This is a genomic window from Kitasatospora sp. NPDC001132 (genome assembly GCF_053598415.1).
Map to the genome: position 1 here is coordinate 25,415 of NZ_JBSFKF010000027.1, position 19,711 is coordinate 45,125.

The 19,711-nt window shown below is 73.5% G+C and carries 15 protein-coding genes, 1 tRNA gene and 1 pseudogene; 8 read left to right on the forward strand and 9 right to left on the reverse strand.

Annotated elements, in window-relative coordinates; translation table 11 throughout:
• Nucleotides 1–76: 76 nt before the first annotated feature.
• Entirely contained in the window at nucleotides 77–1,663 is a 1,587-nt protein-coding gene (locus ACWDBE_RS28880) for a glycosyltransferase family 39 protein (RefSeq protein ID WP_449790370.1), read from the reverse strand.
• Nucleotides 1,664–1,782: 119 nt separating this feature from the next.
• Between ACWDBE_RS28880 and ACWDBE_RS28885 the strand changes: the two genes are divergently transcribed.
• Together ACWDBE_RS28885 and ACWDBE_RS28890 are read left to right on the forward strand one after the other, a co-directional pair.
• A tRNA-Arg gene (locus tag ACWDBE_RS28885) sits at nucleotides 1,783–1,855 on the forward strand.
• A 263-nt stretch (nucleotides 1,856–2,118) separates the two neighbouring features.
• Nucleotides 2,119–4,584 carry an ABC transporter permease gene (locus ACWDBE_RS28890; protein WP_449809497.1) on the forward strand — a complete coding sequence of 822 codons (2,466 nt, stop codon included), beginning with the start codon at nucleotides 2,119–2,121 and terminating at the stop codon, nucleotides 4,582–4,584.
• Between the two features lie 368 nt (nucleotides 4,585–4,952).
• Here the strand turns inward: ACWDBE_RS28890 and ACWDBE_RS28895 are convergent.
• Nucleotides 4,953–5,243, reverse strand: a pseudogene (locus tag ACWDBE_RS28895) (carbon-nitrogen hydrolase family protein); the annotation flags it as partial.
• Nucleotides 5,244–5,419: 176 nt separating this feature from the next.
• Nucleotides 5,420–6,223 carry a phosphatase PAP2 family protein gene (locus ACWDBE_RS28900; protein WP_449809498.1) on the reverse strand — a complete coding sequence of 268 codons (804 nt, stop codon included), beginning with the start codon at nucleotides 6,221–6,223 and terminating at the stop codon, nucleotides 5,420–5,422.
• 424 nt (nucleotides 6,224–6,647) lie between these two features.
• On the opposite strand from ACWDBE_RS28900, the gene ACWDBE_RS28905 reads away from it, so the two are divergent.
• Together ACWDBE_RS28905 and ACWDBE_RS28910 are read left to right on the forward strand one after the other, a co-directional pair.
• The gene (locus ACWDBE_RS28905) at nucleotides 6,648–7,619 is read left to right on the forward strand and encodes a sigma-70 family RNA polymerase sigma factor (protein ID WP_392874095.1); all 972 of its coding nucleotides are present in this window, start codon (nucleotides 6,648–6,650) and stop codon (nucleotides 7,617–7,619) included.
• A gap of 129 nt (nucleotides 7,620–7,748) precedes the next feature.
• Nucleotides 7,749–7,976 (forward strand): hypothetical protein, encoded by a 228-nt coding sequence (locus ACWDBE_RS28910; RefSeq protein WP_449809499.1) that lies wholly within the window; start codon nucleotides 7,749–7,751, stop codon nucleotides 7,974–7,976.
• 61 nt (nucleotides 7,977–8,037) lie between these two features.
• Here the strand turns inward: ACWDBE_RS28910 and mscL are convergent, their stop codons facing one another.
• The 5 genes from mscL to ACWDBE_RS28935 form a co-directional block, all read right to left on the reverse strand.
• Nucleotides 8,038–8,457 (reverse strand): large conductance mechanosensitive channel protein MscL, encoded by a 420-nt coding sequence (gene mscL, locus ACWDBE_RS28915; RefSeq protein WP_449790374.1) that lies wholly within the window; start codon nucleotides 8,455–8,457, stop codon nucleotides 8,038–8,040.
• 30 nt (nucleotides 8,458–8,487) lie between these two features.
• Nucleotides 8,488–8,760, reverse strand: a complete 273-nt coding sequence (locus ACWDBE_RS28920) for a hypothetical protein (protein WP_449790375.1) — start codon at nucleotides 8,758–8,760, stop codon at nucleotides 8,488–8,490.
• A 277-nt stretch (nucleotides 8,761–9,037) separates the two neighbouring features.
• On the reverse strand, nucleotides 9,038–9,349 hold the full coding sequence (locus tag ACWDBE_RS28925; protein WP_449809500.1) for an FmdB family zinc ribbon protein: 312 nt from the start codon (nucleotides 9,347–9,349) through the stop codon (nucleotides 9,038–9,040).
• Nucleotides 9,350–9,475: 126 nt separating this feature from the next.
• Nucleotides 9,476–10,867: an MFS transporter gene (locus ACWDBE_RS28930; protein ID WP_449809501.1), complete on the reverse strand. Its 1,392-nt coding sequence runs from the start codon at nucleotides 10,865–10,867 to the stop codon at nucleotides 9,476–9,478.
• 326 nt (nucleotides 10,868–11,193) lie between these two features.
• Complete coding sequence (locus ACWDBE_RS28935; RefSeq protein ID WP_449790378.1) at nucleotides 11,194–12,678, reverse strand: potassium/proton antiporter; 1,485 nt, start codon at nucleotides 12,676–12,678, stop codon at nucleotides 11,194–11,196.
• Between the two features lie 240 nt (nucleotides 12,679–12,918).
• Between ACWDBE_RS28935 and ACWDBE_RS28940 the strand changes: the two genes are divergently transcribed.
• Nucleotides 12,919–15,636 (forward strand): penicillin acylase family protein, encoded by a 2,718-nt coding sequence (locus ACWDBE_RS28940; protein ID WP_449790379.1) that lies wholly within the window; start codon nucleotides 12,919–12,921, stop codon nucleotides 15,634–15,636.
• A 109-nt stretch (nucleotides 15,637–15,745) separates the two neighbouring features.
• On the opposite strand, the gene ACWDBE_RS28945 is transcribed toward ACWDBE_RS28940, so the two are convergent.
• Complete coding sequence (locus ACWDBE_RS28945) at nucleotides 15,746–16,336, reverse strand: 5-formyltetrahydrofolate cyclo-ligase (protein WP_449790380.1); 591 nt, start codon at nucleotides 16,334–16,336, stop codon at nucleotides 15,746–15,748.
• A gap of 62 nt (nucleotides 16,337–16,398) precedes the next feature.
• Between ACWDBE_RS28945 and ACWDBE_RS28950 the strand changes: the two genes are divergently transcribed.
• The 3 genes from ACWDBE_RS28950 to glp are packed head-to-tail and all read left to right on the forward strand — an operon-like array spanning nucleotide 16,399 to nucleotide 19,663.
• The gene (locus ACWDBE_RS28950) at nucleotides 16,399–17,361 is read left to right on the forward strand and encodes a GGDEF domain-containing protein (RefSeq protein WP_449809502.1); all 963 of its coding nucleotides are present in this window, start codon (nucleotides 16,399–16,401) and stop codon (nucleotides 17,359–17,361) included.
• Nucleotides 17,362–17,370: 9 nt separating this feature from the next.
• Nucleotides 17,371–18,291 carry a UTP--glucose-1-phosphate uridylyltransferase GalU gene (galU, locus tag ACWDBE_RS28955; protein WP_392874068.1) on the forward strand — a complete coding sequence of 307 codons (921 nt, stop codon included), beginning with the start codon at nucleotides 17,371–17,373 and terminating at the stop codon, nucleotides 18,289–18,291.
• 34 nt (nucleotides 18,292–18,325) lie between these two features.
• A complete protein-coding gene (gene glp, locus ACWDBE_RS28960) occupies nucleotides 18,326–19,663 on the forward strand; it encodes a molybdotransferase-like divisome protein Glp (protein ID WP_449790382.1) in 1,338 nt (445 codons plus the stop codon).
• Nucleotides 19,664–19,711 lie beyond the last annotated feature (48 nt).

The following is a 19,711-nucleotide window of genomic DNA, read 5'->3' on the forward strand; positions in this document are numbered from 1 at the left end:
GAGCCGTCGAACGCGGCGAGACGAGGAAAGGGAGAAGGGGAGCCGGTCCACCGGCTCCCCTTCTCCCTCTCGTGTCCTAGACGTCCCGGTCGAACAGCGCGAGCGTGAGCCCGCCGAGCGGCGTCACCCGGTCCGGGACGCCGAACCGGGCGCGGAGCACCTGCGCCTGGTCCGGCGGCATCGCGCCGAGCGGGTCCTCGGTGTCGTCGAGGACGATCAGCCAGATCCGGGACACCTCGCCCAGGCAGGCCTCCGGCTGCGGGCAGGGCGCCGGCGAGAGGTCCTCGGCGTCCTCGGCGCTCCGCGCGACGAAGACCGGGTAGGGGCGCACGTCCGAGGGCAGGTAGTAGCTGACGCCCGGCCAGGCCATCGCCCAGGCCTGGACACCCAGCGGGGCCGCCATCCCGTCCCCGGCGCGGTAGCCGGCCGAGATCTCCCGGGCCGCCGCCTTGAACGGCTCCACCGAGCGGTTGTGCGACCCCACGTACCGCACCGACTGCTGCTCCGGCAGGGCCTTCACGGCCGGCACCGCGAGCAGCCCGGCGGCCAGCAGCCCGGCCACCGCGGTGGCCCCCCGGGGCGCCCGGCCGAGCCGGCGGGCCAGGCCCGTCACCGCGCCGTACACCGCCCCGACGCCGCCGCCGGCCAGCGCCGCCCAGGCGGGCACCGTGAACAGCAGGTACCGCCCGAGGAAGTACGAGGTCTCGCCCGACCAGGACACCAGCCAGACGGCCACCACCGGCAGCACCGCGAGCAGCAGCAGCTGCCAGGCCTGGATCCGCCGGCCGGGCAGCAGCAGCGCCAGCAGCGCCAGCAGGAGGAAGGCGTGGAACACGTCCTCCGAGCCGAACAGCACCTCACCGAAGTAGGTGAGGTCCTCCGGGGAGGGGGTCGGTATCCAGCCCAGCTGCCGGTCCGACTGCCGGCTTCCCAGCAGCAGCACCGGCAGCACCGGCAGCGCCGCCACCACGACCGCCAGCGGGTACTGCTCCAGCAGCCGCCACTCCACCGCCGAACGGGTCCGCCACAGGTGCAGCGCCACCAGCGCCACCTGCCCGGCGACCGTGCTGAAGGAGATCAGGTGCCCGGCGCCGCTCAGCGCCATGGCCAGGCAGTACGGCGCCCAGCGCCGCCAGGACGGCCGGTCCAGCGCCCGCAGCAGGAAGAGCGAGGCCGCCGCGATCGCGCAGGTCACCAGGGCGTAGGAGCGCGCCTCCTGGGCGTACCGGGAGATCTCCGAGGGCACCGCGAGCAGCAGCCCGGCACCGACCGCCGCCACCCGGTTGCCGAACAGCCGCTGGGCGGTGAGCGACACCAGCGCCGCCGCCCCGGCCATCGCCAGCACGGAGGGTACTCGCAGGGCGATCGTCGAGTCGCCGAACACCGCGGTCCAGCCGTGCATCAGCACGTAGTACGCGCCGTTGCTGGCGTCGATGTGCTGCAGCAGCCGGAGCAGGTCGCCCGGCGAGCGGGTGGCCGCCGTCCAGGTCGCGATCTCGTCCCGCCACAGGTCCGGCGTCCCCAGCCGGTACCCGCCCACCGCCAGCATGACGAGCGCGGGCCACACCCACACCTGCCCCAGCAGCCGACCGACCGGGTGCACAGCAGGTCTCATCGAGTCCTTCGTCTCCTTCAACGCGGTGCGCCGGGCGCGTCCCACCATGCCGGGCAGGCTACTGGACCAGCCCTGACGCCCCGTCGGTCCCCCCGTACCCCCTCCGTCACCCCGCGACCGACCCCCGATCCGGTACGCTGTGAGCGGCCTGGTGGCATCCGGGCCGCGCCTCAGTAGCTCAGGGGATAGAGCACGGCTCTCCTAAAGCCGGTGTCGCAGGTTCGATTCCTGTCTGGGGCACAGCGAACACGCAGGTCGCAGGCCCTCCTGCCCACACCGGGCAGGAGGGCCTGCGGCGTTCCCGGGCCCTCGTCGCCATGTCCGGGTGCCCGTCTCGGGGGCGGCGTACCCCTCCGGGAGGAGGCGGCGGTGGGCGGCCGTCCGCCCACGGAGTGATCATGAAGCAGACCTCGTGCTGACGATGCGCGGCCGCCGCGTTCCTAGGCTCGTCGAGATCCCTGCCGGAGCACCGTTGCCGGTCAGGGCGGACGAGCCGGGGACCCATGACGACGTACCGATACACCGTGGCCGAGCTGCGCGGCCAACTGCGCCAACTCATCCTGAGCGGCGCCGCGATCGCGCTGGGGGTGGCCTTCCTGATCGCCTCCGTCGCCGGCAGCGGGGCACTGGTGGACTCCTACAGCCAGACCGCGGCCGCCGAGGTCGGGCCCGGCGACATCCAGGTGACCCGGGCGGTCAGGACGGGCGGGCTGGACGCGGCCGCCGCGGAGCGGGTGCGGCAGACCGCCGGGGTGGCGGCGGTGGCCCCCCGGCTGACCGGCAAGGGCGGCGTGCTGGCCGCCGACGGGCGACCGCTCGACCACACCGCCGCGGTCAGCGCCGTCGCCGAGGACCCGGCGCTGCGATGGCAGCTGCTCAAGGACGGCCGCTGGCCCGCCGGCCCCGGCGAGGTGCTGCTCGACACCGGGACCGCGCACCGGCTGGACGCCGCCGTGGGCGCCGAGGTGCACCTGACCCGGGCCGACGGCACCGCCGCCACCGCCCGGCTGGTGGGCACCCTGGACGAGCGGGGCGCACCGAGCCTCGCCGGAGTCCCGATCATCGGAGTCCCGGCGAACGCGGTCGCCGACTACGCGACCGGCGTCACCACCGACCGGCTCGACGTCAGGGTCACCCCCGACACCTCCCGGACCACGACCGTCGAAGCCCTGCGCACCGCCCTCGGCACCGGCGTCGAGGTGCACACCCGCGAGGCCTCGGTCACCGAGGCGACCCGGCAGAGCAGCACGATGTACGGCGTGGTGCTGGTCGCCGCGCTGTCCTTCGTCCTGATCGCGCTCGCGGTGGCGCGGATGGTGGTCGGCAACACCTTCACGGTGGTACTCGCCCAGCGGACCCGCCAGCTCGCCCTGCTGCGCTGCGTGGGCGCCGACCGGCAGCAGCTGCGCCGACTGATCCGCCGCCAGGGCCTGCTGCTCGGGCTGGGCGCCTCGGCGGTGGGCGTGCTGCTGGGGATCGCCCTCGGCGCGCTCGGCACCGCCGTGGTCGGCGGGCTCGACCTCGGGCCGGTGCACCTGTCGCTGATGCCCTCCCCGCTGACCTGCCTGCTGGCAGGGCTGTTCGGCGTGTTGCTGACCCTGCTGGCCGTCCGCGGCCCGGCGAAGGCCGCCGCGGCCGTGCCGCCGATCGCCGCGCTCGGCGGCACCCCCGCGCCGACCGGCGGGGCGGCCAGGATGCGGGCCGCGGTGTGGACCTCCGGGCTGCTGCTCGTCGGCACGGCGCTGCTGGTGGTCGGGGCGATGACCCCGCCGCCGCTGTCGCTGCTCGCCGTCACCGTCGGCGCCATCGCCAGCTTCTTCGGGGTGCTGCGGCTCTCCCACCGGGTGCTGCCCGCGGTCGTCGCCGTACTGGGCCGGCCCGCCCGAAGGCTCGGTGGTACGGCCGGGCGGCTCGCCACCCAGCAGCTGCGGCTCAACCCGGGCCGCACCGGAGCCACCGGCTCGGCACTGCTGCTCGGCGTGACCGTGATGGTCGGCGCCGTCACCGCGCTGGACATCACCTCGCAGTCGCTGGTGCCCGTGGTGTCGGCGCGCCAGCCCGGGGCCTTCTCGGCGACGGCCACCGGCGGCGCCCTGCCCGCCGGGGCGCTCGGCGCGCTCGGCGCCGAGCACGGGCTGACCGTCACCCCGGTCCGCTCGGCCACCGTCGACCTCGACGGCCGGCCCACCGTGGTCGCCGCCGTCGACGCCACCCGGCTCAACTCCTCGACGGACGACGTGGACCGGGCCCGCGGGCTCACCGGGGGCGACGCGCTGAGCGGGCTCGGCGAGACCGGGACGCGCCGGGTCGGCGACGTCGAGCTGCGCCTGCGACCCGGCCGCAGCAGCCTGCCGTTCACCCTGCAGAGCGGCGCCACCCTGCTGGTGACGCCCGCGACCCTGGACCGCCTCGCCCCCGGCGCGCCCGTCACCACGGCCTGGATCAGCCCGGTCACGGGCGACGACCGGCCGACCGCCCGCCGAGCCCTGGACCGCGCCCTCGCCGACCACCCGCAGGTGACCGTCGCCGACACGGCCGCCCAGGCCGACACCCTGCGCTCCCTGCTGGACCGGCTGAAGACCGTCAGCATGGCCCTGCTCTCCTTCTCCGTCGCCATCGCCGGCCTCGGCGTCGCGGCCACCCTGATGCTCAGCATCAGCGAACGCTCCCGCGAGATCGGCATGCTGAGGGCGATCGGCATGTCCCGCGAGCAGCTGCGCCGGATGCTCACCCTGGAGGCCCTGCTCCTCTCCCTGGCCGGCGCCCTGGTCGGGACCGCGCTGGGCGTCGGCTACGGGTGGGCTGCCGCGCGCTCGGTCACCTCGACCGTGGGCACGGTCGGCACCCCGCCCGTCCTGCCGGTGCTGGCCGCCCTGGCCCTGACCGTGCTGGTCGGCCTGGCCGCCGCCGTGCTCCCGGCCCGCCGCGTCGGCCGCATGAGCGCGGTGGCCGCCATGCGGGCCTCCTGACCGCGGTCGCGGTCGCGGTGGCGGCCGGTGCGCCGGGAGCCGGGAGTCGGGAGTCGGGAGCCGGGAGTCGGGCGCTCAGGCCAGGATGACCCGGGTCCGGGCGCGGGCGGCCGACCGGTGTCGAGGGCGAGGTCGGCGAGGAGGGTCTCGGTCTCGCGGGTGGTGCGCAGGACGACCGGGTCGAGGTCGGCGACGACGAGTTCGCGCCGGTCCTCGCTCGCCTCGGCGACCAGTCGGCCGCCGAGGGCCCAGACCGCGCTGCCGCCGCAGGTGTGCCAGCCGTCCGGTTCCACGGTGCAGCCGGCCGTCCCCGGGCGGTAGTGCTCGCGTTCGCTCTTGAACAGGTGCTGCTTGTCGTAGCGGGTGACGAAGCCACCGCCCGGCCCGAGGACGAGGGCGGAGATGCGCAGGTCGGCGCCGTCCTGTACGGCGGCTCCGACGATCGCGGCGGTCCCGGTCTCGCGGCAGGCCTCGGCGATCGGCGCGAGACGCGGATCGCCGAGGCCGACCGCGTACTTGCCGGGGTCGGTGCGGATCAGCTCGGGCTCGTACCCGGAGAGGAACTTCTCCGCGAACAGCACCAGCCGGGCACCGGCCCGGGCCGCCTCGCGGATCAGGTCGGCGGCCTGGGCGACGTTGGCGGGTATGTCACCGGTCACGGCCCGGGCCTGGAGGTGGCGATCCGCAGCGGCTGCTCGGAGTGGCCGGTGGGCGCGGTGGGGGAGGCGGGAGCGGAGGTGTCGGACATGGCCGGCACGCTGGCGTGGCGGCCGGCAGCGGGCAGGGGTTGACGGCGGGTCAGCGGCCCGTCCGGCCCGTCCGATCCGCCCGGGGCCTACGCCCGCAGGTCGTGGGGCCCGTCCTCGTCCGGTGCGCCGGCGGTGCGCGAAGGCCGCCCGGCGGACACGGTGACTCGCTGGACCCGGGGCCTGGTGCGCCAGTTGACCCGACGTACGTCCCGGGCCAGTGCGCCGGGGCGCCAGACCTGGATCACCGCGGTCACGGAGCCCAGCACGATCCCGGCGGCCAGCCAGCCGGCCAGCACGTCGCTGGGCCAGTGCACCCCGAGCGCGACCCTGGTCCAGCCGATGGTCAGCACTGTCGCGGCCGCCACCACGCAGGCGGCGGTCCGGCCGCGACGGTGGACCCGGTACCAGAGCAGGCCGACCAGAACGGCACAGGTGATCGCCGAGGCCATGGCGTGTCCGGAGGGGAAGCCGGGGCCGCCGGCGTGCGAGACCGGGTCGGTGAAGGTGGGTCGGCTACGGCCGAAGGCCAGCTTCAGGGCCCACAGGGCGCCCCAGCCGACCAGGGTCTGGGCGGCGACCCAGCCGGCCAGCACCCGGGCGCCGATCAGCCAGAGCCACCCGGCGACGATCCCGAGCAGCGTACGCATCGTGACGGTCCCGCCGATGTCCGAGAGGGTCTGCACCGAGGCGGTCCAGATCCGGTGTTCCCGGGCGTAGGCGTGCAGTTCGCCGATCCACTCCTGGTCGAAGCGGACCAGTGGGCGCCATTGGCCGGTGACCAGGACCGCCAGCAGGCCGAACAGCGCGGCACAGCCCAGCGCGAGCGCGGTGTCCCGAAGGAGACTGCGGTTACGCGCGGTGAGGAGGGTCGTGCTGTTGGTCAGGTGCATGGTTGACACCTTCCCAGTGTCCTGCGCCGAGCAAGAGCCGGAGTGATAGCGATTCGGCATCGTTTGTGCGGAGGACCTGCGTGCGCCGGGGTGCGGGCGCGGGCGGAAAAGGGGGCGCACCGGGAACGTCGGCCGTTCCTCGCGGGTTCACACGGGTAGGCGGCGACGGGGTGTGGGTCGAGTGAAGAAATCGATCCCGCAACGGTCGTCCGATGGCACGGGTAGTGCCCGACTGGTCACCCAGGGTTCGGAGTCGGGGTGAAAACCGGCAGGATACTGCATCGCCGGGAAGAATCTGAGCGACTTGGGAATGTTGTCCGGAATCTGTTCGTTGGATCGTTACGTGTGAGCCCCCAGGGGCCGCACATCTTGCCCTCACGAGGCAGGCAGGCAGATCTCGGCAACACCAGCAAAGGGAGCAAGCATGGCCACCCGTGCCGTCGTTCGCGACAGGGCCGACCGGAGTCGCGCGGCCCGCCCGACCAACCTCGAGGCCGACCGCGACCTGGTCGGCATGTACCTCGACGAGATCGCCAGGACACCCCTGCTCGATGCCGCCGAGGAGGTCGAGCTCTCGCTGCGGATCGAGGCCGGTGTGTACGCCCAGCACCTGTTGGAGGAGGGCGGACTCCCCGACGGCGTCACGCGTGAGGAGTTGGAGGCGATAGCCGCCGACGCCGAGCGGGCCAAGGACGTCTTCATCCGCTCCAACCTCCGGCTCGTGGTCGCCGTCGCCCGGCGCTACCCGCGCAGCGGCCTGCCGCTGCTGGACCTCATCCAGGAGGGCAACGCGGGCCTGGTGCGCGCCGTCGAGAAGTTCGACTACGCCAAGGGCTTCAAGTTCTCCACGTACGCGACGTGGTGGATCCGGCAGGCGATCACCCGGTCCATCGCCGACCAGTCCCGCACCATCCGGCTGCCCGTGCACCTGGTGGAGGAGCTGGGGCGGATCCGGCGCGTCCAGCGGGAGAAGTCCAAGGAACTGGGCCGCGAGGCGGAGCCGGCCGAGATCGCGGCCGAGCTGGACACCACCGAGGCCCGGATCAAGGACGTGCTGGACTGGGCGCGCGACCCGGTCAGCCTCAACATGTCCGTCGACGACGAGGGCGAGACCCAGTTCGGCGACCTCGTCGAGGACACCGGGGCGACGTCCCCCGAGGACGCCGTGATGGTCATGCTCCGCCGCGAGGAACTGGACGACCTGATCGGGCGGTTGGACGACCGCACCGCCTCGATCATCCGCTCCCGCTACGGGATGGAGGACGGCCGCGAGCGCACCCTGACCGAGGTGGGCAAGCAGCACGGCCTCACCCGTGAGCGGATCCGCCAGATCGAGAAGCACGCCCTGGCCGAGCTGAAGAAGATCGCGGACCACGCGGGCTTCGAAGCCGCCTGACGGTCCAGCCGGCCCCACGGGCCGAGCCCCTCACCCGGGCCCTGGCGCGGAGCGCTCCGCACCGGGGCCCGAGGCGTGCCACGGGGCTCTTAGTCTGGAGGGGAGGGACGAGCGGATGGAGTGGACGGCGTGAGCGAGCAGGGACAGGGACAGGAAACGGGCGGGCGCCAGGACCAGGCGCTGGAGGCTCGGAAGGCCTCGGCCGCCAAGGCCAGGCTGGTCTTCCGGGACCCGTTCGACCAGCAGTCCGGGGACGACACCGACACGGGCTGGGGCGACCGCCCCGGGGCCCGGGAGAGTGGTGGGCGGGGGCTGGACTGGTACCTGAGCCAGCGCCCGCCGCACCACGGGGACTGAGGAGCGGGACTGAGGATCGGGGGACGGGGGAGCGGGACCGTGGGCGACGCGCGCCCACCGGTCAGCGCAGCGGCGTGACCAGCGCGTCGCGGATCTCGGTCAGTAGCTGGACCTCCTTGAGTTCGGCCTCCTCCGCCTTCTCGGCGGCGGACTTGCGGTGGGCCGCCAGCTTGTTCATGGGCAGGATCAGAACGAAGTAGACGACCGTCGCGGTGATCAGGAACTGGAGCGCGGCGCTGAGCACGGATCCCCACAGGATGAGGACCCCGGACGTGACCTCGCCGGTCGGGCTCACCTCGCAGGGCCCCTTGAGGCAGGAACTGTAGGACGCGAGGTCCTTCGTTCCGAAGACGCCGACGATCGGATTGATCACGCCTTTGACGAAGGCGCTGATGATGGCGGTGAAGGCCGCGCCGATGACCACGGCCACGGCGAGTTCGACGACATTTCCACGCAGCAGGAATTCCTTGAAGCCCTTCATGCCGCCTCGAACGACGAAGTCGCATTCCGGTTACGGGTGATCTTCCAGAGTCTCGGATTGACAACCCGTCCGGCCCAGCGGGCCCCCGTGCGGCGGCGGCAGACCGGCCCGCCCGGGCCCCAGCGCCAGCGCCGCCGCCGTCGCGAGCAGCGCCAGCGCGGGCACCCCGGCCCGGCGTCGCACCGCGCTGCGCCAGCGGTGCCACCCGCCGCACCCGCGCCGGATCGGCGGGAAGCTCGGCAGCTCCTGGCGGGGCGGTACGGCGGGGGCGGGCAGCGGAAGGGAGAAGCTCACGGTCGTCATCGACGCACCTCCGGGTGTCGGCGGGCCGGCCCCTCGCGGACCGGACGAGCCACACGATGGGCGTTTCCGTCGAACTCCGGAAGTCCTTTCCCCAGCCCTGTGGACAACCCGGCCCTGTGGACGAGTTCGTCCACTCACGAGAGTGATGCGGGCCGGTCCGGCTTGACCGGACGCCCGGGCGGAGGCATGCGGAAAGGCCCGCCACCCCGCGCGGAAGCGGGGTCGACGGGCCTTGCCGAGGACTGCGGGCCGTCCGGGCCGGTGCCCGGCGCCGAGGTCAGCTCGCGGCCGGAGCCGGGCTGGACGAGGTCGAGGAGCCGGAGCTCGACGACGACGAAGCGGAGGTCGTGGACGTGCTGGACGACGCCGAAGAGGTCGACGACGACCCGGCGCCCACCGAGCTGCTGGAGGAGGAGCGGCTGTCGGTCCGGTAGAAGCCGGAGCCCTTGAACACGACGCCCACGGCCGAGAAGACCTTGCGGAGCCGTCCCTGGCAGTCGGGGCACGTGGTCAGCGCCTCGTCGGTGAACTTCTGCACCGCCTCCAGGCCGCTGCCGCACTCGGTGCACTGGTACTGGTACGTGGGCACTTGTCTTCCTCCTGGCACTCTCGCCTGATGAGTGCTAACGATGGTCAATGATGCGGTATTCCGCGGGATCAGTCCAGCGACTCCGGTGTGAGATGGGCCGGGTCCGGCCGCCGGACCGCCGCCCGCTCAGCCCTTGGCCGCGCCCACCAGCCGCCCGGCACCACCGCGCTCCGTCGAGCCGGAGCCCGAGCCGGAGTCCGATCGGGGGTCCGAGTCGGAGCCAGAACCGTCGGCCGGAACGCCCCCCGGCGCCACCAGCAGGTGCCGCAGCGAGAACAGCGCGACCAGCCCCAGCCCCGCCCCGATCACCGGCACCAGGAACCCGGTCGAGGGCCCGTGCCCGTCGATCAGCCGGCCCGCCGCCATCGAGCCGACGGCCAGGCCGAGCCCGATGGCGCCGGTCAGCCAGGTGAAGGCCTCCGTCTTGGCCCCGTCCGCGACCAGCGTCTCGACCAGGGTGTAGCCGCTGATCAGGGTCGGCGCGATGGCCAGCCCGCAGACCAGCCCGGCGACGGTCAGCGCGACCAGGTTCGGCATCGCCCACAGCACCGAGCAGCCCAGCACCAGCAGCGCGTAGCTGATCAGCATCCGCTGCTGCACCGGTCGCCGCCAGGCGACGACGCCGTACAGCACACCGGCCAGCATCGAGCCGCCGGCGAAGATCCCGTACACGGTGCCGCCGGCGTCGTGCTGTCCGACCGAGTCGGCGAAGGCGTTCACCGACACCTGCATGCCGCCGAACACCGCGCCGACCCCGAGGATCGACCCGGCCAGCAGCCGGACGCCGGGGGAGGCGAGCGCCGAGGCGTGCTTGGTGCCGGGCTGGGGCACGATCCGGGCCGGGGCGGTACGCCGCTGGGCGGCGAAGGCCAGGCCGCCGACGAGGGTCAGCCCGGCTTCGGCGACCAGGGCGGTGGCCGGGTTGGCGAGGGCGGCGATGCCGGAGGCCAGGATCGGGCCGATCACGAAGGTGAACTCGTCCGTCACGGACTCGAACGCGAACGCGGTGCTCACCCGGGCCGCGGAGGACTCGGAGGCGCCGTCCGCGGTGAACCTGGCGACCCAGCGGGCCCGGACCATCGCGCCGACCTGCGGCACGCTCGCACCGGCCGGGACGGCGGCCAGGAACAGGCTCCAGGCGGGCGCGTGGCCGAGCGCCAGCGCGATCAGCACGCCGACCGAGACCGCGTGCACCAGGACGGTCGGCACGAGCACCGCGGCCTGGCCGTAGCGGTCCGCGAGCCGCCCGGTCTGCGGCCCGATCAGGGCCTGGGCGACGGCGGCGACCGCGGTGACCGTACCGGCGGTGCCGTACGAACCGTGGGTCCGGGTGACGAGCAGCAGGATGCCCATGCTGAGCATCGCGTACGGCAGCCGCGCGACGAGGGCGGGGAACAGGAACGTCCAGGCCCCGGGGGTGCGCAGCAGCTCGCCGTACCCGACACGGGCGGGGGCCGGAGCTGCGGGGGTGGTGGCCGCGTGGTCCGCGGCGGTGTCGACCGTTCGGCGCGCCGTCACGGTCGGTCCTTCCTGCTGCCTGGTAGCGCGGCAGGGCATGGTGGAGCCCCGACGGCGCCGAGAGTCGTCCTCTCGCGCGTCGACCGGGGTAGATACCGGGTCGGGCCGGCCTGGTGGCCGGGGACCGGACCGCGGCCGCCGAGCGGTCGCGCCAACTCTGCGTCAGGCAGATGCTGGGGGTGGTCTAACGATGGTTATACGGCTGGTCGGGCCAGCATACAGTTACGCGCGTAGACACCGCCACCCACCCCGCCCCCGCCCCCCGGCTCCTGGGCGTAAGGCCCGGAAGCCGGGGGCGGGGCCCGGGAGCCGGGGGCGGCCGGGGCTCACCGCCCGCTCAGCCACCCCGCGAGCTTGCCGCCCTTGTCCACGGCCCGCAGTCGCCGCTCCGCCGCCTCGCCGACCTCGTCCGTGGTGACCACCAGCAGCTCGTCCCCACCGCGCAGCACCGTCGCCTTGTCCGGCACGAAGGAGTTCCCCTCCCGCACGACCAGGGTGACCGCCGCCCCCTTGGGCAGCCGCAGCTCGCTGATCTCCACGCCCGACATCTTCGAGGCGGGGGAGAGCGCGACCGACAGCAGGTGCCCGTGCAGCTTCTCCAGCGGCGCGGATTCGATGCCCAGGTCCTGGCCCATGGCGCCCTCGCCGATCCGCAGCCGCTTGGCCACCCACGGCAGGGTCGGCCCCTGGAGCAGGGTGAAGACGACGACCAGGATGAAGACGATGTTGAAGACGTCCTCGGCCTGGTGCGCGCCGGACACCACCGGGATGGTGGCGAGCACGATGGGCACCGCCCCGCGCAGTCCGGCCCAGCTGAGCAGCGCCTGCTCGCGGGCCGGCACCTTGAAGGGGGTCAGCGAGAGCATCACCGACAGCGGCCGGGCCAGGAAGACCAGCACGGCGCCGATCACCAGCGCGGGCACCACCGCGTCGCCCATGGACTCGGGCGTGACGAGCAGGCCGAGCAGCACGAACATGCCGATCTGCCCGATCCAGGCCAGTCCGTCGGCGAAGCCCCGGACGGCCGGGCCGTGCGGCAGCTTGGAGTTCCCGAGGATCACCGCGCTGACGTAGACGGCGAGGAAGCCGGAGCCGTGCAGCAGCGCGCCGCCGGCGTACGCCAGCACGGTGAGCGCCATCACGGCGATCGGGTAGAGGCCCGAGGAGGGCAGCGCGACGTGCTTGAGCCCGTAGGCGCCCAACTTGCCGACGGCGAGGCCTATCGCGGCGCCGATCGCCAGCTCGGCGATGATCGTGCCGATCAGGACGTACCAGGGGTCCAGCTCCCCGGTGGTGGCGAAGGCGACGACCAGGATGACCACGGGCGCGTCGTTGAAGCCGGACTCGGCCTCCAGCAGGCCGGTGAGCCGGTGCGGCAGCGGGACCATCCGCAGCACCGAGAAGACGGCGGCCGCGTCGGTCGAGGAGACGATGGCGCCCAGCAGCAGCGAGGTCCGCCAGTCCAGGCCGACCAGCCAGTGGGCGCCGGCCGCGGTGGCGAAGACGCTGACGCCGACGCCGACGGTGGCGAGCACGGTCGCGGCCGGCATCACCGGCTTGATCTCGCGCCAGCTGGTCTTGAGGCCGCCCTCGGCGAGGATCACCACGAGTGCCGCGTAGCCGAGCACCTGGGTGAGCTCGGCGTTGTTGAAGGTGACACCGATCCCGTTCTGGCCCAGCGCCACACCGATCCCCAGGTAGATCAGCAGGCTGGGCAGCCCTGATCGGGTCGAGAGGCGTACGGCGCCCACCGCGAACAGCAGGATCACGGAGGACTCAAGCAGGAGCTGGTTCAGGTGGGAGACGTTCACGCAGGGGCACCTCGGGCAGGCAGGGGCGGACGGGGTGTCTGGCGGTGCTGTGGGGTCGACGCGTTAAGAAGTCGTCAATACTCCCCTTGTGGATCGTTACGCAGTCTAACATTTTGCCATATCTTTAGCTTGGTCCCCCGTTCACGGTGCCCGGCCCTCTCGGCCTAATGTGGTGCCCTGTCACGGCCGCAGGCCCTGGACACGCCCGCCCGCCCCGAAGTCAGGACCGCAAGGACCCAGATGCCCCGCTCGAAGAAGTTCCGGCGCGCCCGTCTGATCGTGATCGTGCTGGTCGTGCTGCTGGTGGCCGGCGCCGGCTACGGCGGCTACCGCGGGGTCTCCGCGGTCCGCGCCTCCTTCCCGGAGGTCGACGGCAGCGTCAAGGTGGCCGGCCTGAGCGCGCCCGTCGACGTCAAGCGGGACGCCAACGGCATCCCGCAGCTGTACGCCGACACCAACGAGGACCTGTTCCGCGCCCAGGGCTACGTCCAGGCGCAGGACCGTTTCTGGGAGATGGACGTCCGTCGGCACGTCACGGCCGGCCGGCTCTCCGAGATGTTCGGGGACGGCCAGGTCGACACCGACGCCTTCATCCGCACCATGGGCTGGCGGCAGGTGGCGCAGAAGGAGTTCGACACCAAGCTGTCGCCGGAGACCAAGAAGTACCTCCAGGCCTACTCGGACGGCGTGAACGCCTGGCTCGCGGAGCACCCCGGCGGCGCGAAGGCCTCGCTGGAGTACAGCCTGCTCGGCGTCGTCAACAGCGGCTACCAGCCCGAGCAGTGGACCCCGGTCGACTCGGTGGCCTGGCTCAAGGCGATGGCCTGGAACCTCTCCGGGAACCTCCAGGAGGAGATCGACCGCTCGCTGCTGGCCCAGGACTTCGGCCCGGACAAGATCGCCGAGCTGTACCCGGACTACCCGTACGCCCGCAACGGCACGATCGTGAAGACCGGCACGGTGACCGGCGACAACTACCGCCCCGCCGACGGCTCCCCGCAGTCCGGCGCGGCCCCCGGCACCGCCACCGCCCAGGGCGCGGCCACCACCAAGGCGCTGCTGCAGGGCCTGACCGACCGGATCGACGCGATGCCGCAGCTGCTCGGCCGCCCCGGCCAGGGCATCGGCTCCAACTCCTGGGTGGTCGCCGGCTCGCACACCACCACCGGCAAGCCGCTGCTGGCCAACGACCCGCACCTCGGCCCCGGCCTGCCCTCGGTCTGGTACCAGATGGGCCTGCACTGCCGGACCAGTTCCCCGGCCTGCCAGTTCGACGTCTCCGGCTTCACCTTCGCGGGCATGCCCGGCGTGGTGATCGGCCACAACAAGGACATCGCCTGGGGCTTCACCAACCTCGGCGCCGACGTCACCGACCTCTACCTGGAGAAGGTCACCGGTCCGGAGACGTACCAGGTGGACGGCAAGGACGTGAAGTTCGACCTCCGCAAGGAGACCATCAAGGTCGCCGGCGGGGAGGACCGCACCATCACCGTCCGCACCACCCAGACCGGCGCCCCGCTGATCTCCGACCAGAGCAGCGAGCAGCAGAACGTCGGCAAGTACGCCCCCAACGGCCCGTCCGCCCCCGACCGCGGCACCGGCGGCTACGGCGTCGCCCTGCAGTGGACGGCGCTCAGCCCCGGCAAGACCATGGACGCCGTCTTCGAGCTGGACAAGGCGAAGAACTGGGACGAGTTCCGCGCCGCCGCCAAGGACTTCACCGTCCCCGCGCAGAACCTGATCTACGCCGACGCCAAGAACATCGGCTACCAGGCCCCGGGCACCATCCCGGTCCGCGGCAAGGGTGACGGCACCTACCCCGCGCCGGGCTGGGACTCCACGTACCAGTGGAAGGACCCGATCCCCTTCACCGCGCTGCCCTGGAGCCTCAACCCCTCGGCCGGCTACATCGTCACCGCCAACCAGGCCGTGGTGGACCCGAGCTACAAGTACAACCTGACCAAGGACTGGGAGTACGGCACCCGCGCCAAGGAGATCACCGACCAGATCGAGGGCCTGCTCAAGAACAACGGCAAGATCTCGCCGGACGACATGCAGACCCTCCAACTGGACAACACCAGCGTGATGGCCAAGACGCTGGTCCCGCTGCTGCTCAAGCAGCCGGTCAGCGACCCGTACGTGCGCGAGGCCCAGGACCTGCTGAAGGACTGGAACTTCCACCAGGACGCCGACTCGGCGGCCGCCGCCTACTACAACGGCGTCTGGCGCCAGCTGCTGATCCTGGCCTTCGGGCAGAAGTTCCCGGCCGACCTGCGTGCCAAGGACAACTGCCTGCTGGTCCGCCAGCAGGACGACCCCACCAAGCCGGACAGCTCCACCAAGATCGTCACCGAGTGCGGCACCCGCGAGCCGGGCAAGGCCCAGCCGGACGGCGGCGACCGCTGGACCGAGGTCGTGCGCCAGCAGCTGGAGAAGCCCGACAGCTCGTGGTGGACGTACATCGACGACCAGCACAAGGAGCAGAAGGGCCTGGACAACCTGCTCCAGGAGGCGATGAAGAACGCCCGCCAGGAGCTGACCTCGCTGCTCAGCAAGGACGTCTCCACCTGGAGCTGGGGCCGCCTGCACAAGCTGGAGCTGCGCGAGCAGACCCTCGGCACCGACGACTCCTCGATCGCCTCCGGCGCGGTGCACAAGCTGCTCAACCGCGGCCCGTACCGGCTCTCCGGCGGCTCGGCGGCGGTCGACGCGGCCGGCTGGAACGCGGCGGCCGGCTACCAGGTGGACTGGATCCCGTCGATGCGCATGGTGGTCGACCTGAACGACCTGGACGCCTCGCGCTGGATCAACGTCGGCGGCGCCTCCGGCCACGCCTTCCACGACAACTACAACGACCAGACCGACCTCTGGCTCAAGGGCAAGCTGCTGACCTGGGCCTCCTCGCCGGACGCGGTCGAGAAGGCCACCAAGCACAAGCTGGTGCTGACCACCGGCTGACGGCCGTGGAGCCCGTACGGCCGGTACAGCCCGTACGGCCCGGCCACCGGCGGCCCCGCTCCCCCCGAGGGAGCGGGGCCGCCGCCGTTCCCGCCCGCGGCCGTCGGCCTCAGCCGAGCCCGCGCACCCCCGAGGGCAGCACCGCCAGGTCCACCGGCCGGTCGTGCGGCTCGGCCGGCACCCGCTCCAGCAGCTCGTGCTCGTACAGCAGCACCGCCAGCACCGGCCGCGCCCCGGCCCGCTCCAGCCGGGCCAGCACCCGGTCGTAACTGCCGCCGCCCCGGCCCAGCCGCAGCCCGGAGCGGTCCACCGCCAGGCCCGGCAGCAGCACCACCGCGGCCTCCGTCACCGCCTGCGGGCCGAGCCGCGGGCCGACCGGCTCCAGCAGCCCGCGCCCGGCCGGGGCCAGCGCGTCGGGGCCCGCGTACTCGGCCCAGTCCAGGTCGTTGTCGGCCAGTAGCACCGGCAGCAGCACCCGCACCCCGCGCGCCCGCAGCGCGTCCAGCAGCGGCCCCGTCCCGGGTTCGGAGCCCACCGAGACGTAGGCGGCCACCGTGTCGCCCGCGGCGGCCAGCTCACCGGCGTGCCGGGCCAGCGCGTCGGCCGCCGCCGAGCGTTCCCGGGCGGCCAGTTCACGCCGCCGCGCCAACAGCCGTGTCCTCAGGCCGCTCTTCTCGTTGGGCATCCGATCCTCGTTCATCCGATCCTCCTGGCCTGCGCACCGTCGACGCGCAGAGCCTGACACGCGAAGGGGCGCCCCCATTGACCACCCCGCTGCTGGTCCAGGCCCTGGCCGCACTGAGCGTCCCCGCACTGGCCGGCGCCACCGCCCTCGGACTGCGCGGGCGGCGGGAACGGGCCGGGGCCGCCGCCGGGGCGCAGCGGCTGCGCGCGCGGATCGCCGAACTGGAGGAGCGCTGCGCCGAACTGGAGCGCACCGCCTCCTGCGACCCGCTCACCGGTGTGTGGAACTACCGCCACCTCCAGCTCACCCTGGACCGCGAGATCGAACGGGCCCGCCGGGCCGAGCACACCGAGCAGGCCGAAGGGCCGCGCCCGCTCGCCGTGCTGATGCTGGCCATCACCGGCTTCGACGCGGTCGTCGCCGAGCACGGCCGGGGCCGGGCGGGCGCGGTGCTGCGCGACCTCGCCCAGCGGCTCGCGATGGAGATCCGCCGGGCCGACACCCTCGGCCGCTACGGCGGCGAGGAGTTCCTGGTGGTGCTGCCGGACACCGGCGCCGAGGGCGCCGCGCAGGTCGCCGAGCGGCTGGTCTGGTCGGTGCGCCGGCACCTGCTGCTGGACTGGTCCTCCGGCCCGCGCGAGGCCCGCCCCGCCGCCGGCAACGGCCTGACCGCCGCCGCCGGCATCGCCGTACTGCCCGAGGACGGCACCCACGCGGCCGTCCTGCTGCGCGCCGCCGACGCCGCGCTCGCCGCGGCCAAGGCGGCCGGCGGCGACTGCTGGCGGCTGTCGACCCGGCCGCCAGAGGAACCCGGCAGGCCCGGCGGCGACCGCCCCGAGCAGGCCACTTGCCCGCCCGGTCACGGAGCGGAGGGTGAAGGTGACCGTTCGGAAAAGGCGGGTAGTCTGTCGGCCTGTGTCGGCGGGGACCTGCTCTCCCAGCCGGTCGTGACCCATACACCAACCACCGTGGCCGGGCCCCGCGACGCGCTGTCCCAGCCGTCCGACTGCGCTCGGCCGGGCGAAAACGTGCCTGAGTAAGGTAAACGCATGACGACGACCAACTCCCGAGTGCCGGTAACCAAGGCCGTGGTTCCCGCGGCCGGACTGGGCACCCGCTTCCTCCCGGCGACCAAGGCCACCCCGAAGGAGATGCTCCCGGTCGTCGACAAGCCGGCGATCCAGTACGTCGTCGAGGAGGCCTCCGCCGCAGGCCTGTCCGACATACTGATGGTCACCGGCCGCAACAAGCGCGCGCTGGAGGACCACTTCGACCGCGCCTACGAGCTGGAGGAGCTGCTGGTCCGCAAGGGCGACGAGCAGCGCCTGGCCAGGGTCCGGGAGTCCGTCGAGCTGGCCAACATGCACTACGTCCGCCAGGGCGACCCGAAGGGCCTGGGCCACGCCGTCTCCGTCGCCGAGCAGCACGTCGCCGGCCAGCCCTTCGCCGTCCTGCTCGGCGACGACCTGATCGACCCGCGCGACCCGCTGCTCTCCCGGATGATCGAGGTCCAGCAGCAGCTCGGCGGCTCCGTCGTCGCGCTGATGGAGGTCGACCCCTCCCAGATCCACCTCTACGGCTGCGCCGCCGTCAAGGCGAACGGCTTCGGCGAGGACGTCTTCCAGGTGACCGACCTGGTCGAGAAGCCCGAGCCCGGCGAGGCCCCGTCGGCCTACGCCGTGATCGGCCGCTACGTCCTCGACCCGCTGGTCTTCGAGGTGCTGCGGGAGACCCCGCCCGGCCGCGGCGGCGAGATCCAGCTGACCGACGCCCTGCGCGAGCTGACCAACCGCGAGGCCGCGGACGGCGGCCAGGTGCACGGCGTGCTCTTCAAGGGCCGCCGCTACGACACCGGCGACCGCGCCGACTACCTGCGCGCTATCGTCCGTCTGGCCGCCGAACGCGAGGACCTGGGCCCGGAGTTCCGCTCCTGGCTGCGGGAGTTCGTCGACACCGAGATGCAGGACTGACGCAGGAACGACCACGACCGAGAGCGAGCCGCCGATGACCGGGTCCACCGAGCACAGCACCATGCCCAGCGCCTGCTGCGACACCGGAACGGACCCGGCCCCGGCGGCCCCGCGGCTCTGGACGGTGGACGAGCACCTCGCCGACGTGCTGGCCGCGGTCGGCCCGCTGCCCGCGATCGAGCTCCGACTGCTCGACGCCCAGGGCTGCCGGCTCGACGAGGACGTGGTCGCCGACGGCGACCTGCCGCCCTTCGACAACAGCTCGATGGACGGCTACGCGGTCCGCACCGCCGACACCGAGGGCGCCACCGACGCCTACCCGTCGGTGCTCTCGGTGGTCGGCGACATCGCCGCCGGCGCCGCCGAGCTGCCGAAGGTCGGCCCCGGTCAGGCCGCCCGGATCATGACCGGCGCCCCGCTGCCGCCCGGCGCCCAGGCCGTCGCCCCGGTCGAGTGGACCGACGGCGGCACCGGCACCGGGGTCGCCGCCGCCGCGATGACCGCGCCCGTCCCCGACGAGGAGGTCCGGGTGCTGCGCCCGGTCGCCGCGGGCGCGCACATCCGCCGCCGCGGCGGCGACGTCGCGGCCGGCACCCGGGTGCTGGAGGGCGGCACCAGGCTCGGCCCCGCCCAGCTCGGCCTGCTCGCCGCGATCGGCCGGCCCACCGTGAAGGTCCGCCCGCGTCCCCGGGTCGTGGTGCTGTCCACCGGCAGCGAGCTGGTCCAGCCCGGCGAGCCGGTCGGCCCCGGGCAGATCGCCGACTCCAACAGCTTCACGCTCACCGCGGCCGCCCAGGAGGCCGGCGCCATCGCCTACCGGGTCGGCGCCGTCCCGGACGACGCCGACCGGCTGCGCGCCGTCCTGGAGGACCAGCTCGGCCGGGCCGACCTGATCGTCACCAGCGGCGGGGTCAGCGTCGGCGCGTACGACGTGGTCAAGGAGGTCTTCGAGTCCTACGGCGGCGTCGACTTCCGGCGGCTGCGGATGCAGCCGGGCAAGCCGCAGGGCTTCGGCCGGATCGGCGGCGCGGCCGGGGTGCCGCTGCTCGCCCTGCCCGGCAACCCGGTGAGCGCCTACATCTCCTTCGAGCTCTTCGTCCGCCCGGTCATCCGCACCATGCTCGGCGCCGCCGACGTGCACCGCCCGGTCGTCCGCGCGGTGTGTCCGACGGCGCTGCGCTCCCCGGCCGGCCGCCGGCAGTTCCTGCGCGGCCGTCACTCGGCGGCGGACGGCACGGTCGAGTCGGTGGGCGGCGCCGGATCGCACCTGGTCGGCGCGCTGGCCCGGGCGAACTGCCTGATCACCGTCCCCGAGGAGACCACCGAACTGCCCGCCGGCAGCGAGGTCGACGTGGTGTTGCTGGACTCCTGATCGGCCACCAGGACCCGGGAACGGTACGGTAGCGCGGTATTCGACCTG